The 15,705-nt window shown below is 68.5% G+C and carries 14 protein-coding genes; 7 read left to right on the forward strand and 7 right to left on the reverse strand.

Annotation, left to right across the window (positions count from 1 at the left end):
• Positions 1–27: 27 nt before the first annotated feature.
• Entirely contained in the window at positions 28–789 is a 762-nt protein-coding gene (locus tag AC07FN_RS24060) for an SDR family oxidoreductase (protein WP_478397642.1), read from the forward strand.
• A 65-nt stretch (positions 790–854) separates the two neighbouring features.
• Here AC07FN_RS24060 and AC07FN_RS24065 read toward each other — a convergent pair whose 3' ends face one another.
• A complete protein-coding gene (locus tag AC07FN_RS24065) occupies positions 855–1,874 on the reverse strand; it encodes a TerC family protein (protein ID WP_478397643.1) in 1,020 nt (339 codons plus the stop codon).
• Positions 1,875–2,374: 500 nt separating this feature from the next.
• On the opposite strand from AC07FN_RS24065, the gene AC07FN_RS24070 reads away from it, so the two are divergent.
• Both AC07FN_RS24070 and AC07FN_RS24075 read left to right on the forward strand, forming a co-directional pair.
• A complete protein-coding gene (locus tag AC07FN_RS24070; protein WP_478397644.1) occupies positions 2,375–2,641 on the forward strand; it encodes a DUF3556 domain-containing protein in 267 nt (88 codons plus the stop codon).
• Positions 2,638–4,053, forward strand: coding sequence for a phytoene desaturase family protein (locus AC07FN_RS24075; RefSeq protein WP_478397645.1), 1,416 nt, complete (start codon positions 2,638–2,640; stop codon positions 4,051–4,053). The genes AC07FN_RS24070 and AC07FN_RS24075 overlap by 4 nt, the downstream gene beginning before the upstream one ends.
• Before the next feature lie 102 nt (positions 4,054–4,155).
• Here the strand turns inward: AC07FN_RS24075 and AC07FN_RS24080 are convergent, their stop codons facing one another.
• Entirely contained in the window at positions 4,156–4,803 is a 648-nt protein-coding gene (locus AC07FN_RS24080; protein ID WP_478397646.1) for a hypothetical protein, read from the reverse strand.
• 145 nt (positions 4,804–4,948) lie between these two features.
• On the opposite strand from AC07FN_RS24080, the gene AC07FN_RS24085 reads away from it, so the two are divergent.
• From AC07FN_RS24085 to katG, 3 genes are all read left to right on the forward strand, one after another.
• Positions 4,949–5,170 carry a hypothetical protein gene (locus AC07FN_RS24085; RefSeq protein ID WP_478397647.1) on the forward strand — a complete coding sequence of 74 codons (222 nt, stop codon included), beginning with the start codon at positions 4,949–4,951 and terminating at the stop codon, positions 5,168–5,170.
• 341 nt (positions 5,171–5,511) lie between these two features.
• Positions 5,512–5,928 (forward strand): Fur family transcriptional regulator, encoded by a 417-nt coding sequence (locus tag AC07FN_RS24090; RefSeq protein ID WP_478397668.1) that lies wholly within the window; start codon positions 5,512–5,514, stop codon positions 5,926–5,928.
• Positions 5,929–5,946: 18 nt separating this feature from the next.
• Complete coding sequence (katG, locus tag AC07FN_RS24095) at positions 5,947–8,175, forward strand: catalase/peroxidase HPI (RefSeq protein WP_478397648.1); 2,229 nt, start codon at positions 5,947–5,949, stop codon at positions 8,173–8,175.
• A gap of 95 nt (positions 8,176–8,270) precedes the next feature.
• On the opposite strand, the gene AC07FN_RS24100 is transcribed toward katG, so the two are convergent.
• From AC07FN_RS24100 to AC07FN_RS24120, 5 genes are all read right to left on the reverse strand, one after another.
• Positions 8,271–9,545: a M20 family metallo-hydrolase gene (locus AC07FN_RS24100; RefSeq protein WP_478397649.1), complete on the reverse strand. Its 1,275-nt coding sequence runs from the start codon at positions 9,543–9,545 to the stop codon at positions 8,271–8,273.
• A gap of 184 nt (positions 9,546–9,729) precedes the next feature.
• Entirely contained in the window at positions 9,730–10,356 is a 627-nt protein-coding gene (locus AC07FN_RS24105; RefSeq protein WP_478397650.1) for a helix-turn-helix domain-containing protein, read from the reverse strand.
• The gene (locus AC07FN_RS24110) at positions 10,353–10,913 is read right to left on the reverse strand and encodes an RsbRD N-terminal domain-containing protein (protein WP_478397651.1); all 561 of its coding nucleotides are present in this window, start codon (positions 10,911–10,913) and stop codon (positions 10,353–10,355) included. The genes AC07FN_RS24105 and AC07FN_RS24110 overlap by 4 nt, the downstream gene beginning before the upstream one ends.
• Positions 10,914–11,179: 266 nt before the next feature.
• A complete protein-coding gene (locus tag AC07FN_RS24115; protein ID WP_478397652.1) occupies positions 11,180–11,719 on the reverse strand; it encodes an NUDIX hydrolase in 540 nt (179 codons plus the stop codon).
• A gap of 4 nt (positions 11,720–11,723) precedes the next feature.
• Positions 11,724–12,842 carry an adenosylhomocysteinase gene (locus AC07FN_RS24120; RefSeq protein ID WP_478397653.1) on the reverse strand — a complete coding sequence of 373 codons (1,119 nt, stop codon included), beginning with the start codon at positions 12,840–12,842 and terminating at the stop codon, positions 11,724–11,726.
• A gap of 1,601 nt (positions 12,843–14,443) precedes the next feature.
• On the opposite strand from AC07FN_RS24120, the gene AC07FN_RS24125 reads away from it, so the two are divergent.
• A complete protein-coding gene (locus tag AC07FN_RS24125; RefSeq protein WP_478397654.1) occupies positions 14,444–15,700 on the forward strand; it encodes a hypothetical protein in 1,257 nt (418 codons plus the stop codon).
• Positions 15,701–15,705: the final 5 nt, after the last annotated feature.

The following is a 15,705-nucleotide window of genomic DNA, read 5'->3' on the forward strand; positions in this document are numbered from 1 at the left end:
TTGGTTCTCGACCCATCGGAGAGACGCGTGGCTGTTCAGCTGGACATGACGGGACGGGTGGTCCTGGTGACCGGGGGCACCAAGGGCATCGGCCGGGCCATCGCCGCGGCCTTCGTCGCGGCCGGCGCGCAGGTGGTGACGTGCGCGCGGTCCGAAGGGGACGAGCCGGCCGCGGGCACGACGCACCTGCGGTGCGATGTGCGGGACGAGGAGTCGGTCCGGGCGATGATGGCCGAATTGCTCGCGCGGCACGGCCGGATCGACGTGGCGGTGAACAACGCCGGCGGCGCGCCGTACGCCCTGGCGGCGGACGCGTCACCGCGCTTCCACAGCAAGATCATGGGCCTCAACTTCTTCGGCCCGCTGCTGGTCGCCCAGGTCGCGAACGCCGCCATGCAGCAGCAGGACACCGGCGGCTCGATCGTGAACATCTCCTCCGTCAGCGCCCTCCGGCCGTCGCCCGGCACGGCGGCCTACGGCGCGGCGAAGGCCGGGCTGGACTCGCTCACCCGCTCGCTGGCCGTGGAGTGGGCGCCGAAGGTGCGGCTGAACTCCATCAACGTCGGCCTGTGCCGCACCGAGCTGACCGGCGGCCACTACGGCGACGACGGAAGCGTCGAGGCCATCGAGCGCACCATCCCGCTGGGGCGGATGGCGCGGCCGGAGGAAGTGGCCAACGTCGCGCTCTTCCTGGCCTCCGACCTCGCCTCGTACGTCAGCGGTGCCTCGGTCGAATGCCACGGCGGGGGAGAGCCGCCCGCCTTCCTCTTCGCCACTCAGACCCTCTAGCGCACCGCGCGATCGAAGGGGAGTGGGACGCGGTCACCCGGGTCTACGGCACGTAACCGGTGTGGTCACCGGTCGGTCGGGGTGTCCGCGTCCGGTGCCTTGGTGCGGTGTGCCCGGAGGGAACCGGGGTGGGCCTTCGCCGACGGGTCGCGCCGGGTCTTGATCAGGCTCGCCACGGTCACGACCAGCAGCACCGCGATGATCACCCCGAGGCTGAGGGGCGTCGGGATCTCGGGGACGCGCTCGTCGATGTCCACGTGCAACCAGTGCAGGATCAGCTTGACGCCGATGAACGCGAGGATCAGCGACAGCCCCGCCGAGAGGTAGACCAGGCGCTCCAGTAGGCCCTTCACCAGGAAGAACAGCGCGCGCAGGCCGAGGAGGGCGAAGGCGTTGGCGGTGAAGACGATGTAGGGCTCCGCGGTGATGCCGAAGACCGCCGGGATGGAGTCGAGGGCGAACAGCAGGTCGACGCTGCCGATCGCGATCAGCACGATGAACATCGGCGTGACCACCCGGCGCCCGCCGGCGCGCGCCACGAGCTTGCCGCCCACGTACTCGTCCGAGACCGGCAGCACCCGGCGGGCCGCCTTGACCACGGCGTTGTCCTCGACGTCGGGATCCTCGTCGCGGTGCCGGAACAGTTGCACGGCGGTGTAGATCAACAGCAGCCCGAAGACCAGGAACATGAAGGAGAACAAGGACAGCAGCGCCGCGCCGACCGCGATGAAGATGCCGCGCATGATCAACGCCAGCGCGATGCCGAAGGTCAGCACCTTGTGCTGGTGCTCCTCGGGGACCGCGAACGTGGTCATGATGATCACGAAGACGAACAGGTTGTCGACCGAGAGGCTCTTCTCGACGATGTAGCCGGCGAAGTACTCGGTGCCGGCCTGGCCGCCGTACTGCGTCGCGAACCAGACGCCGAAGACGACCGCCACCAGGGCGTAGGCCACCGACCACGCGCTCGCCTCGGCGAAGCCGACCCGGTGCGGGCGCGCGGCCGCCATGATCAGGTCGATCGCCAGCAGCCCGACGATCACCGCGATGGTGAGCACCCAGGTCAGCGTGGATATCTCGAGCACGTTCCCTCCGCTTGGAATCGTCGTGCGACGCCGGCGTGCTGGTGCTGTGCGGGCGGTCGCGGCGGACGGTGGATCCGCCACCTTCGGAACGCGGCGCCGCCGCACACCCGATCCCGGACGGGCGGGATCGCAACGGCTCGTGCCAGGTGCGTGTTTGTTGATCTGCCGCCGGTCAGGGTAATCGGGCTCGCCGCGCCGCGCCCGCTCGACACGCGCACCGATCCGACCGTCCACTGTGCAGCGCGGAATCCGATGCGCATGGCCTTCGATGACCGTCTCTTGTGGACTGGGAGGTGGCGCGGTGCCGAGAAGTCCTGTTGCGGCTCGGACTCCGGGACGATCCGCCGTCCGCTCACGCCCCCGAGGCATAGTGCAGGCGGCCGGGACGGCACGCCAATGCGGTTGCCACGACCAGCAGCGCGGCCGGTTGTCGATCGTGCACAACCGCGCCGGAGGTCTTCGGCGACGCTGGATATGGGCGCGGCTCCGCGCCGCTCCTAGTGCTCGACGCCGCGCTCGGCGTGATCGAGCGCGGCACCTGGAAGGTCTCCGACCCGGTGGCCGCCCAGCCGTGGCTGCCGGACGGGCCGATCCCGCTGGACGTCACGTGGACCCGCGAACTGGCCCGGCGGTCCGCACGACCGCCTGACCGCAGCCGGGCCGATCGGTCTTCCGGCTGGAAGACTCCGGGGCGGAGGGCGAAACCGGCCCGCCCTCCGCCCGCCCAGGAAGCGCACGACACCGACCCCGGGAGGGAACCCCGATGAGCACCGCGATCGTGATCGGCAGCGGCCCCAACGGACTCACCGCAGCCGCAGTCCTGGCCCGGGCGGGCGTTGAGGTCACCGTGCTGGAGGCGGCCGGCGAGATCGGCGGCGGTACCCGCACCGTCGAGGCGATCGTGCCCGGCCTGCTGCACGACCACTGCTCGGCGACCCACCCGATGGCCGTCGGCTCGCACGCCCTGCGCGATCTGGGACTCGACCGCTACGGCCTGCGTTGGCGGCTGCCGGAGATCGACTGCGTGCACCCGCTCGACGACGGCACCGCCGGCGTCCTGCACCGCTCGGTGGCCGAGACGTCCCGCGGGCTGGGGCCCGACGGCCGCCGTTGGCGCGCGCTGTTCGAGCGACCGGCCCGCGGCTACGACGCGCTGAGCGAGGACATCCTGCGTCCGCTCCTGCGCCTGCCGCGGCATCCGCTGCGGTTCGCCCGGTTCGGCATCCCGACGCTCCTACCTGCCACGGCGCTGGCGCGGCTGTTCAGCACCGAGCGGGCGCGGGCCTTGTGGCTCGGCGTGGCCGCGCACGCCTTCCGGCCGCTGGACCTGCCGCTGTCCTCGGCGATCGGGCTCGGCGTCCTGACCGCCGGTCACCGCAACGGCTGGGCGGTCGCCGAAGGCGGTTCGCGCGCCATCTCGGACGCGCTGGCCGCGCTGCTGCGCGACCACGGCGGGAAGATCGAGACCGGGGTCGCGGTCCGCTCGGCGGCGCAGCTCCCGCCGTCGGACGTCGTGGTGTGGGACGTCGCGCCGACCGCGGTGGCCGACGCGCTGGGCGACCGGCTGCCCGCGCGGATCTCCCGCGCCTACCGCCGGTTCCGGTACGGGCCCGCCGCTTTCAAGGTCGACTTCGCGGTCGCGGGCGGCGTGCCCTGGACCGTCGAGCAGGCCCGGCGGTCCGGTTCGGTGCACGTCTGCGGCGCCGCGGCCGAGGTGGCCGCGGCCGAACGGACGGTGCACGCCGGGCGGCTGCCCGACCGGCCGTTCGTGCTGGCCGGCCAGCAGTACCTCGCCGACCCGACGCGCTCGGTGGGCGATGTGAATCCACTGTGGACGTATGCGCACGTCCCGCACGGCTACACCGGCGACGCGACCGAAGCGATCATCGCGCAGATCGAGCGGTTCGCCCCCGGGTTCCGGGACCGGATCGTCGGCACCGCGGTCCGCACTCCGGCCGGATTCGCCCGGGAGAACGCCAATTTCGTCGGCGGCAACATCCTGACGGGCGCGAGGGACGTCCGGCAGCTGACCTTCGGCCCCCGAACCACCCTGCAGCCCTACGACGTCGGGCTGCCAGGCCACTTCCTGTGCTCGGCGGCGACCCCGCCGGGTCCGGGCGCCCACGGCATGTGCGGCGCGCACGCGGCCGCCCGCGCACTACGCCACCTCCGCCGCTGACCCCCGCCCGTCGTCCTCCCGCAATTTCCATTGAAATTGGACCTTCGATTTCAATGGAAATTGCGGGAGGACCACGCCCTGGGGGAGTCGGCCCTGGGGGAGTCAGGGGTGGTTGGGTTGGTGGAGGACTCGTTCTCCCAGGAAGTGGCAGACCTCCAGGGCCAGGGTGACGTCCATCCGGTCGTAGGAGGTCGGGGTGCTGCCCTCGCCGAAGACCTTGTTCATCCGGTACTTCACCGTGTGCAGGTGCAGGTGCAGGTGCAGGTGCAGGTGCAGGTGCAGGTGCAGGTGCAGGTGCAGGTGCAGCAGTTCCGCGGTCCGGGCGTAGTTCTCGCCGGTGCGGAATGAAGATGCGCATCGTCTCCCGGAGCGTGGCGGCGTGCTCGTTGGCGACGGCGAGGTGGCCGAGGACGTCGCGCACACATTGCCGGGTCTCATCGATACCATCACGGCCGGCGCGGAGGGCACGGCCGCGAGCACGGCGGCCGCCGTCGCGATCGCCACCGCGCCGAGGGTGAGGTGGTTGCGGAAGCCGAGCGAGCGCGCAGTGGCCCCGGCGATGAACCCGCTGGCGACGATCGCGAGCTGCCCGGGCAGCAGCCACCCCGCCATCTGGGTCGCCGAGAGCCCGAAGCCGTACGACGTGCTCTGCGGCGCCTGCAGCAGCATCGGCATCAGGGTGGCGAGCAGGGTCGTGGCGCCGTAGGCGATGCCGCCGGCGATGACGGTGTAGCGCAGGCCCGCGCGCACCTGCGCCGGGCCGACTCCGCCGTGCTGCTGGCCGTGCTGGCCCAGGCCACCCGGGACGTGTCGGTGCTCGACGAGCTCGTGATGAAGCCCCGACGAGGTCCACCGGGTTGAGTCCGGCTTCCATCGCGTCGAGCAAGCTCGTCGCGTGCCGTTCGATCCCCGGCAGGTGCTCGGGGCGGAAATCCGGTTGAGCGGCCACCAGGCGGGAGAATCGATGGTCGGTGCAAACCTTGGTGATGTCGTCCCGGCGGGTGATCATCCAGAGCTGCTGCCCGCCGGGCAGCGTCACCGGGCAGAGGGGGTGGTGCTTGCGTGCCAGGCGATCTCGCCGGGCGGAATTCCTTTGTGGACGGACGAGAACGGGTAGCGGAGCGGGAGTTCGTAGGACATCGGCTAGTCCTTGCGCGCAATGCCGAATGCCTGCCCGGGCGCAAGGGTGACAGTCGGGTCCCCGCCGAAGACCAGGGGCGCGCCGCGCGGCGAGCGATCACCGGCGTGATTCCGGCCCGCCTATGCCTGCTTCCTGGGATAGGAACGATGTGGTGATCGCCTCTCGGAGCGGCCGGGCTGGTCGATTTGCGCGATTTCGACCATCTCCGGTGTCCGGGTGCTTCGGGGATCCGTGGCGAGGCGGGACTCACTCTTGATTAGTTCCAGAAAATGCGGCAGGCTCTGCGCGTGCCAACGACCACGGCGGATCTTGAGCGCATGTTGCGCAAGACTGCGCTTCGCGTGACCCGGCCCCGGGTCGCGGTGCTGTCCGCAGTGCGTGAGCATCCGCACGCCGATACGGACTCGATCGTCGATGCCGTGCGCAGAGAACTCCCGAAGGTTTCCCGCCAGGCCGTCTACGACGTGCTGCGCGCGCTGACCGAAGTGCGTTTGCTGCGTCGCATCCAGCCGATGGGGTCCGTGGCCCGCTACGAGGCGCGAGCCGGGGACAACCACCACCATCTCGCGTGCCGGTCGTGCGGTGCCATCGTCGATGTCGATTGCGCCGTGGGAGCGGCCCCCTGCTTGGCCGCCTCCGATGTCCACGGCTTCACGATCGACGAGGCCGAGGTCATCTACTGGGGGCTGTGCTCCTCCTGCTCGCCCGACCCCGCCGCTGAACAGAACAGCTGAACCTGAAAGGGAACTCCCGTGACTGACAGCCCTGACGCCGTTGTTGGAGACAACAAGGAGGCGAGCGCAGGCAAGTGCCCGGTCGCGCACGGGCGCGCGCCGCACCCGACCCAGGGCGGCGGGAACCGCCAGTGGTGGCCGAACCGGCTCAACCTCAAGATCCTCGCGAAGAACCCCCCGGTGGCCAACCCGCTGGGCGAGGAGTTCGACTACGCCGAGGAGTTCAAGACCCTCGACCTGCCCGCGGTCAAGCGGGACATCGAAGAGGTCCTGACCACCTCGCAGGACTGGTGGCCGGCCGACTTCGGTCACTACGGGCCGCTCATCATCCGGATGGCGTGGCACAGCGCGGGCACCTACCGCATCAGCGACGGCCGCGGTGGCGCCGGCGCCGGTCAGCAGCGCTTCGCGCCGCTGAACAGCTGGCCGGACAACGTCAACCTGGACAAGGCCCGCCGCCTGCTGTGGCCGGTCAAGAAGAAGTACGGCCAGAAGATCTCGTGGGCCGACCTGCTGATCCTGGCCGGCAACGTCGCGCTGGAGTCGATGGGCTTCAAGACCTTCGGCTTCGCCGGTGGTCGCGTGGACGTCTGGGAGCCCGACGAGGACGTCTACTGGGGCCCCGAGACCACGTGGCTCGACGACGAGCGCTACAGCGGTGACCGGGAGCTCGAGAACCCGCTGGCCGCGGTCCAGATGGGACTCATCTACGTCAACCCGGAGGGCCCCAACGGCAACCCGGACCCGATCGCCGCGGCCCGCGACATCCGCGAGACCTTCCGCCGCATGGCGATGAACGACGAGGAGACCGTCGCGCTGATCGCCGGCGGGCACACCTTCGGCAAGACCCACGGTGCGGCGCCGGACAGCAACCTGGCCGCCGACCCCGAAGGCGCCGCGCTCGAAGAGCAGGGCCTGGGCTGGAAGAACTCCTTCGGCACCGGAAAGGGCGCCGACACCATCACCAGCGGTCTCGAGGTCACGTGGACCTCGACGCCGACGAGGTGGACCACCAACTTCCTCTGGAACCTCTTCAGCTTCGAGTGGGAGTTGACGGAAAGCCCGGCCGGCGCGAAGCAGTGGAAGCCGAAGGGCGGCGCGGGCGAAGGCACGGTGCCGCACGCCCACGATTCGTCGAAGCGGATCGCGCCGAGCATGCTGACCACCGACCTCTCGCTGCGGTACGACCCGGTCTACGAGCCGATCGCGCGGCGCTTCATGGAGAACCCCGACCAGTTCGCCGACGCGTTCGCCCGGGCGTGGTTCAAGCTGACCCACCGCGACCTGGGGCCGAAGTCGCTCTACCTCGGCCCGGAGGTGCCCGAGGAGACCCTGCTGTGGCAGGACCCGCTCCCCGCGGTCGACCACGAGGTCATCGGTGCCGAGGACATCGCCGCTCTGAAGGCGCGGATCCTCGACTCGGACCTGAGCGTCTCGCAGCTGGTCTCGGCCGCCTGGGCGTCGGCCTCGACGTTCCGTGGCAGCGACAAGCGCGGTGGCGCCAACGGCGCGCGCATCCGCTTGGAGCCGCAGAAGGGGTGGGAGGTCAACAACCCCGACGAGCTGGCGAAGGTGCTGAGCACCCTGGAGGGCGTCCAGGAGTCGTTCAACGCCGCTCAGACCGGTGGCAAGAAGGTCTCGCTGGCCGACCTGATCGTCCTCGGTGGGGCTGCGGCCGTCGAGCAGGCGGCCAAGGCCGCGGGCTACGACGTCGAGGTGCCGTTCACGCCGGGCCGCGTGGACGCATCGCAGGAGCAGACCGACGCCGAGTCGTTCGCCGCGCTTGAGCCCGCCGCGGACGGGTTCCGCAACTACCAGGGCAAGGGCAACCGGCTGCCGGCCGAGTACCTGCTGCTCGACAAGGCGAACCTGCTCACGCTGAGCGCCCCGGAGACGACCGTGCTCGTCGGCGGTCTCCGCGTCCTCGGCGCGAACTACGACGGCTCGGCGCTCGGTGTCCTCACCGGCACCCCGGGCGCGCTGACCAACGACTTCTTCGTGAACCTGCTCGACCTGGGCACCACGTGGAAGCCGGTGTCGGAGGACGCCCAGTCCTTCGAGGCTCGCGACGACTCCGGCGAGGTCAAGTGGACCGGCAGCCGCGCCGACCTCGTCTTCGGCTCGAACTCCGAGCTGCGGGCGCTCGCGGAGGTCTACGCGAGCGACGACGCGAAGGAGAAGTTCGTGCGCGACTTCGTCGCCGCGTGGGACAAGGTCATGAACCTCGACCGGTTCGACGTCGCCTGATCCCGACCGCGCCAGCTCGCTTCTGACGAGCTGAAATGGTCCGAAGAGGACAGCGAGACCCCGTCCACCAGGACGGGGTCTCGCCGTTTCCGGTGCTACCGCTGGGATTCCAGGGCGCCCGACATGAGGCGGTGGATCACCTCGGTCAGCAGGTCGGTGCCCGCGCAGATGTCGTGATCGGGGGTGAACTCGCCTTCGTTGTGGGAAATGCCGTCGGCGCTGGGGACGAAGAGCATGACCGCGGGCGTGACGTCCTTCATGTTCACCGAATCATGACCGGCGATGGTCATCATGGTCCGGTGCCGGAGCCCCAGCTCGTCGGCCACCTCGGCGGCGAGATCCACCCCCGCCAGCGGGAAGGGCGCCACGCCCCATCCGTGCGTCTGCACCACCTCGATGTCGACCGCCGCGTGCTCCTCGATGCCGGGGATGGACTCGGCGAGCTCTTTGGCCGCGTCGTCGAGGAAGGCCTCGTCGGGGGATCGCAGGTCGATGTGCATCCGCACCTCGCGGGCCACCACCACCGGCGAGTTGGGCTCGATGTACATCTCGCTCACCGAGGTGTGCAGCGGGACGGACGCGGCCCGCTCCGCCAGTTCGCGCACGGCCACGACCAGGAGGGAAGCGCCGAACAGGGCGTCGCGCCGGTCCGCCATGATCGTCGATCCGGTGTGCGACTGCTCGCCGCGGACGATCACCTGGTACTTGCGCGCCGCCCAGGTCGAGCCGACGAGTCCGATCGTGGTGCCCGCGTTCTCGAGTTCTCGCCCCTGTTCGATGTGGATTTCGGCGTATGCGGCCAACTCCGGCCCGGCGTAGTCGCCGATCGTCCCGATCTCGCGGAGCGCGGCCCGCACCGAGGTCCCCGCCGGGTCGGTCGTGGCGAGCGCGGTCTCGGCGGGCAGCTTCCCGGTGAAGACCGCGCTGCCCATCATGCTCGGCTTGAACCGGGAACCTTCCTCGTTGAACCAGTTGACGACGGCGACGTTGTAGCGCGGGGAAGCGCCGGAGGCCCTCCAGCGCTCGACGGCTCGGTGCGCGGCGTGGGCTGCCGCCAGAACACCGTAGGCGCCGTCGTAGCGGCCCCCGAGCGGCTGGCTGTCCAGGTGCGAACCGCTGAGGACGTACGGCGCGCCCGGCGTGAAGGTGAACAGGCCGAACTGGTTGCCCACGTCGTCGTAGTGCACTTCGAAGCCGTGGCTGGTCAGCCGCCGGTGCAGCCAGGCGCGCTGTTCGCCGTCGGCAGCGGTGGCGGCCTGGCGATCGACTCCGCCGCCGGGCGTCGCTCCGAACGCCGAGAGCGTCGCGAAGTCCTTCAGCAGTGCGGTGTTCTGCTCTTCTGGGGTCGGCGAGGCGGAGGCGCTTCTCATGATCAGGTCCTTCTGGGCAGGTTCGCGGCTCCTCGGATCCTCCGGTCGACCGGATCCCAGTCGTCGCTGTTGTCGTGATCGTCGTGCCGTCCATTCGACCCGAACCCGGGTCCGTGGGGAATTGCTGCCCGCCGCGGGAATCGGCCATTTCCTTGGGCGTATGCACAAGCCGCGGCGCAGCCGATCAACCAGGGGCGACCTCGCCGTCCGCGCGTTCCCGGCAGGCCAGTGCGACCAGGACCGCGGCGGCGTGCTCCGGCCGGGTCACGTCGTGCCCGGTGAGCTCGGCGAACCGGTGCAGCCGGTTGAGCACGGTGTTGCGGTGGCAGAAGACCTCGTTCGCGACCGCGTTGATCGAACCGGACCGGAGATACGCCCGCACGGTCTCCAGCATGCGAGCCCGCTCGTGCGGCGTGCCGGCGGCCGGTGAGGGGAGCACCTCGTCCCGCAGGGCGGCCGCGACCTCGCCCAGGCGGGCGCCGACGACATGCGGCCACCGCTCGACGAGGTGGTGCGGCCGGCCGTCCTCGCCGCTGATCGTCGCGGCCACTTCCACGCTGATCCGCAGCGCCCGGGGCACGTCGGCGAGCCCGTTCGCGATCGGCCCGACGCCGCACGGCACGGAGTCGAGCCACCGCCCCGGTGTCCCCGGCGCCCGGTTCGGCAGCTCGGCGATGAGCACCTGGCGCCGGTCGACGTCCTGCAGGTGGGCCGGAACGGACGTGGCCCGCAACCGGTCTGCCGCCTGGCGCAGCGGGCGCGGCGCGTCGACGGGGGCGGCCGCGACCAGGAAGTCGCCCTTCGCGTTCATGCCGAGCGCCTGCGCGACCTGCTCGACGACCTGCGGATCACGCCCCCCCCGGCGGCCAGCAGCGAATCCACCAGGCGGTTTCGTTCGTCGTCGCGTTCCCTGGCCAGCACGGCGGCCTCGTTCTCGTAGGCCAGGTGCACCCGGGCGCTGTACTCCTCGACCACGTCCCAGACGCGAACGGTGTTGTGCACGAGGAGCGGGAGTTCGGACCGGTCCACCCGGCGCAGGAACGCCGACCACATCACCCGGAAGTCCAGTCGCACCGCGCGGAGCAGGACTTCCAGCGGGACGCCGAGGTGCGCGCGCCTGCGCCCGATCCGCTCGCAGGTGTCGCCGAGCCGCTGCGGCACGGGCAGCCCCGCGGCGGTGCGCAGGAGCAGTTCGATGCTGGCTTCGGCGTCCTCGCGCAACTCCTCGTCCGGCACCGCGCCGCTGGCGTAGGGCTCGATCGCGCTCAGCTCCGCGATGAAGTCGTCGACCAGCTCGTCCAGGTCGTCCAGGCACGCGTGCACCAGGCCGCGCAGCGGGCCGCCCGGCGCGATATCGACGTCCGACATGTGTGTTCGCCCATTCCGTCGCGATCTTCCAGGTCGTCCGCCTCATTGTGCGGTGCGGGGGAGCGCTCGGGGCGATCACCGGCCGCTGCTCGTGTGCATTTGCCCAAGCCGCCCCGGGGAAGTAGCGGCATTTCGTCATTGTGCCGGGATGTCGGTGCGAGGACGCTGTCCGCACAGGATCACCGGGTTCCCACTTGGACATGCGAGAGCCCACGCGCCGATACGGGTACATCCCGGTCGGTGCGGGGCTCTCTTCGTGTCTGGCCCTAGGCGATGGCCGCACGCACGTGGTCGCGGAGCGGGTTCGGCAGGGTATCGACGCTGAGCCAGTCGGCTCCGGTCACTTCTTCGGTCTGCAACGCACCAACGTCGCCGCTGGTGCGGAACAGGAACCGGAAGTCGAAGTGGTGGTGGTCAGGTTCGCCCTTCGTCGGGTTGGCGGGGATCGGGTGAACGTCGACGTGGATCGGATCGTCCCCATCCACCGATACCAGCTCCAGGTTGAAGCCGGTCTCCTCGCCCAGTTCTCGCAGCGCAGCGCCGAGCAGCGACTCGTCATCGGGTTCGAGGTGACCACCAGGCAGGAGCCAGCGGCCGAGCCCCTTGTGACGGATGTGCAGAACCAGTCCCTCGTCGTTGACGAGGACAGCGCCAGCCGTGGCGTGTCCACGGAACTCGGTGCGAGGCGTGATGTCCACGCCCGCGTCGAGTAGATCCGTGATCATCTTGAGTTCGTCAACGTACTCGGGCCGGAACGTCAGATAGGTCTTGACCGTCTGGGAGATGTGTTCATGTGTGATCGGCATCTGTTCACCTGTTGAAGTAGTTCAGCCATGTTGCGGCGATCATGGGTCGGCAATCGGCCACTTCGTGCATGCCGGGCTCCAGGTTGCGTTGGGAAAGCCTGGCAACGGCGGCAAGGATCTCGGCCTGGACCAGAAAGATGAACGGCCCCACGCTCGCGCCGTGGAGAAAGTTCACCGCGTTGCCCTTGTTCAGGAGATAGAAGTAGTGGCCGGTCGTCATGTATCGGGTGATGTCATCGGTGATCGGGGTCCGGTCGTACACCTCCGTGAGCCCGTCCAGTTCCAGTTCGTCCTCGCTGCTCGTGACGGTGGCGACGTATGCGCCGTTCCTGAGCTGCGGGAAGTCTTCGCCGCGCAATGACAAGCGGCCGGTGGCGCAGAGCACGAGCCCCGCGTCCACGAGTGCGGACCGGCAATCTCGCGCTACCGTGAATCCCTGCGAGAGGGCCTGCGTTCGGCGTACGGGGTCGATGTCGTACACGGTGACGCGGACCCCCTTGACGTGGAGCAGCCGGGCGATGGAGCTCCCCAGCTTGCCAAAGCCGATCACCAGTGCGTTCCGCCCGTGCAGGATGTCGCCCCGGCCGCGCATGAGGGCTTCGGCGCTGAATACGACTGACTGCCCGACCAGGTAGTCTTCGGGGTCCTTGAGCGGTGACCGCGCCACCGAGACCACCGGGCACGGCAGCTTCAGATCTTGGTACCGCTGGTGTCCGTTCTCGGTGTCCTCCACCACGCCGAGAACTTCCCCCGAGAAGCGGTCACACAACTCGGTGAGGACCGACGCGAAGTACCCGCCGACGTCCAGTAGGACCACCGACCGCCCAGCGGCTCGCGCTTCCAGGTAGTCGACGGCACGGTCTGCGTCACTGAAGAGATCACGTGAGAGTCGATCGCACACGTAGCCGTCCGCCTCGACCTGACGTGCCGCGACGTTGTCGATCGACTTCGGCTTGGGCAGCACAGCGCGCAGATCGGTCAGGTGGCCCACGGCCCGAACGAACGCAGGGCGCTCGGGCAGCACGTGGGTGATCAGGAATGAGCTTGGCCGCTCGTCTGCGGGAACTTGAGCAACGATCCGGCCGAAGTAGGCATCGAGGTTCGCTCGCTCGAAAGCTTCCATCTGCGAAACCTGTCCCTTTCGTGTCAGTACTACTTCTCAGCGGTCGTGCGTGGTTCGGTAGCGGGAGAGGGAAGCGCCCGGCGCTGGATGAAGCCGGTTGCGACGACGGGTCGCTCGGCAGCCTCGTGCCGCGATTTCTCCGATCAGGTAGGCGATTCCAGCGCTGGGCACTTCATCCCGGAAGAGAAAAATGCTGCGCCTTCGTGTCGGGGGGCATGCACAACTGGGCAGCATCACCCGATGCGGCCTCGTACTGATCAGCGCCAGCACGAGAGCACCGGGTTACCTCTGGCGGGGTTTGCCTGGTTCGTGCGGCGGATGGTTCGGGTTGCCGCAGGCGATCCACTCCACGCTGGGACTACCTCCCTTCTCGGCTCGTCGGATTGGTGGCCCTGCTCGGTGTCCGGTGTGAGAGCTGCGAGCACCGGCAGGGAATCTGTAGTCAGGCGACACGAGAAACCTCGGTAGCCTTCGCGGACGTGGTTCCTGCCAGGTAAGGACTGGCAGGAACCACTCCTGAACGATCCGCCTCCAGCGCTTCGGCCAAGACCTGCACTCGATCGGTCTTCGGTGGGTCGTCTAACGGCCACATGACCTCGTCGCCCTTGGAGGGCAGCGCCGGGAACCAGTTGACGATGTTCGCACAGACCTGGCACACCGACCGGCGATCGACGGGAGGGGCCTCTCCGATCCTGCGGTGCACAGGCCCGTAGAGCCGGTGGCCGCAGGCAACAACGAACGATCCGCCGGAGTCGGTGACATCGCAGACGTGCCACCGGGTTTCGCGGGTACTCGCGACCCAAGCGCGCTGACTCACGGTCGCCGTCCGGTGCCTTCGCCAGCTCGCCAGGCGAGCCAGCTCAGCGCCAACACGATGATCGCCAAGACAACAGTGAACTGAACCATCAAGACGTGCCTCCTGGTTTTGACCCGGCCGAATCATGTCTGCATTCCTCAATGAGGACGCTAAGAAGGTCGCGAAATGACACTGCCTGATCGACGGTCCATGTCGTGACTTGCGCGGGGGCTGGGGAGAGGATCTTTATCGCTCTTCCTCTTTCTGTTTTTCCTAGAATCATTCGCTTGCGCTGCCTGGCAACATTGCACTCAGCACGGCGCCAGTGTTCAGAATCCAATCCGAGTACCTCGATCCCACTGATTCCCAATGGGCAAATAGATTTGCAATGAATCGACGCACGCATTCCTGGCAGAAATCGTGCCTGCTTGCGTCCAGGTGCGCGGGCGGTTCTGGCGGCAGTTGCATCTGCTCCCCACACAGACCGCCCAGGAGCCCTCCCTGGGAGCTCTCGGCCAAGCGTCGCGTTGTGCCGTGGATGACCATCGAGCCGACCGGGAGTACCCAGCGCACGAGTTCCTCGTTCGTACCAGCTGTCAGCTCGCCGAAAGTGGCGCGCTGGATCATCGACACGTTGACATCACTCCCCGTTGATCGAGCACCTGATCACGAGCGTGCTCGCTGGGAGGGGATTGCAAGAGGGAGAGTTACAGGGAGCGCAAGGGGAGACTTCGGGGAGAGTTGCACCCCCCGATGCGCGATCAGTCCATTACACTGAGCGACACCCTGGTCCCAAGGAGTCGACTTGTCTGAACCGAACGACGCGCTGCGCGCCGCTCGTGAAAGCATCGAATCGCCGTCGTCGCCAGGGCAGCCCTTAACTCGCCAGGAGCTGGCTGAGGCGGTGAATGCGCAGGTCTTCCGCTCGACCGGGAAGGTCACGGCTATCGATGCCAACCACATTGGGAAGTGGGAGCGAGGCGTAATCAGGTGGCCGGCTGCGCACTATCGCGCAGCAATCCGAGCGGTCCTTGACGTTGCAACCGACGCCGACCTTGAGTTTAGAAGAGGCGGCAGCGGGTGTACCACTGAGGACGTGGACCGCAAAACCTTCTTACGAAGCACCCTCGGTCTCGGAGCGGGTGCTGCGCTGGCACGCGCCACACCAGCCGTTGCCGCATTGGCAGGCGGGCAAGACGATCTCGTGTCAGCAGTCGCAGGCCCGACCCAGGATTACCGGCGCATGGAATCCAGCGTCTCATCTCAGTACCTCGCTCCAGCCGCAGAAGGGCATCTGCGACTAGCCAAGCAGGTAGTGCACGAGAAAGTTCGCAGCAGCAAGGGCTTTGCGACGTTGAGCGAGATCGCGGGCCTCGCAGCGTGGCTTGCGGCAGATCGAGGCGACTCCGCGACGGCTCGCGCTCGCTACAAGGAGAGCATCCGCTATGCGGAATCGTCTCGAAATTCGCTGCTGGTCTCCTACATGACGGCCAGCTTGGGGCACTACGCCGTTGAGATGGGTGATCCCCGCCAAGGATTGCATCTGCTCGATCGCGCTGCGCAGTACCAGGACGGTCACACTCCGGCTGCTGCACGCGCCTGGCGGGCTTCCCTGCGTGCCGTCGCGTTCGGCGCGATGGGCGATCGAGCGCAAACGTTGGACGCGCTCCGAACAGCTCAACGCAACACCGATCGCCAGACCAGCGACGCTCAATGGCCGTGGGTTTTCGCGTTTACTTCTGCCAAGGCGGCTCGATACCAGTCAACCGCGCTTGCTGCGCTGGGTGACTACTCGGGCTCTCGTGCTGCCTGTACAGCCGTGATCCCCACGATCAGCGCGCCAAAGCCACTGGCGCTTGCAAAGGTTGAGTTCGCGGGTCTCATGGTGTCCATGCGCCAGGAGGATGAAGCGTGTCGTCTCGCGGTGGAGGCGCTTCAGGTAGGGAAGCAGTACGGCTCGGAAAAGATCGTCGAGCGCGTGCGTGACCTGCGTTCCCGTATGGGCACGATGTGCGGTGACGCCAAGCTGCTTGATCGTATGTTGATCGACCTTTACGACTGAAGGAG

Source organism: Saccharopolyspora sp. NPDC045941 (assembly GCF_056431445.1).

Bases quoted from the DNA above. Each gene is read 5' to 3' on its own strand.
- AC07FN_RS24075 (WP_478397645.1), top strand. From the start codon at position 2,638: ATGAGCACCGCGATCGTGATCGGCAGCGGCCCCAACGGACTCACCGCA.
- AC07FN_RS24090 (WP_478397668.1), top strand. From the start codon at position 5,512: ATGTTGCGCAAGACTGCGCTTCGCGTGACCCGGCCCCGGGTCGCGGTG.
- AC07FN_RS24115 (WP_478397652.1), bottom strand. From the start codon at position 11,719: ATGCCGATCACACATGAACACATCTCCCAGACGGTCAAGACCTATCTG.
- AC07FN_RS24100 (WP_478397649.1), bottom strand. From the start codon at position 9,545: ATGAGAAGCGCCTCCGCCTCGCCGACCCCAGAAGAGCAGAACACCGCA.
- AC07FN_RS24120 (WP_478397653.1), bottom strand. From the start codon at position 12,842: ATGGAAGCTTTCGAGCGAGCGAACCTCGATGCCTACTTCGGCCGGATC.
- AC07FN_RS24110 (WP_478397651.1), bottom strand. From the start codon at position 10,913: ATGTCGGACGTCGATATCGCGCCGGGCGGCCCGCTGCGCGGCCTGGTG.
- AC07FN_RS24105 (WP_478397650.1), bottom strand. From the start codon at position 10,356: ATGAACGCGAAGGGCGACTTCCTGGTCGCGGCCGCCCCCGTCGACGCG.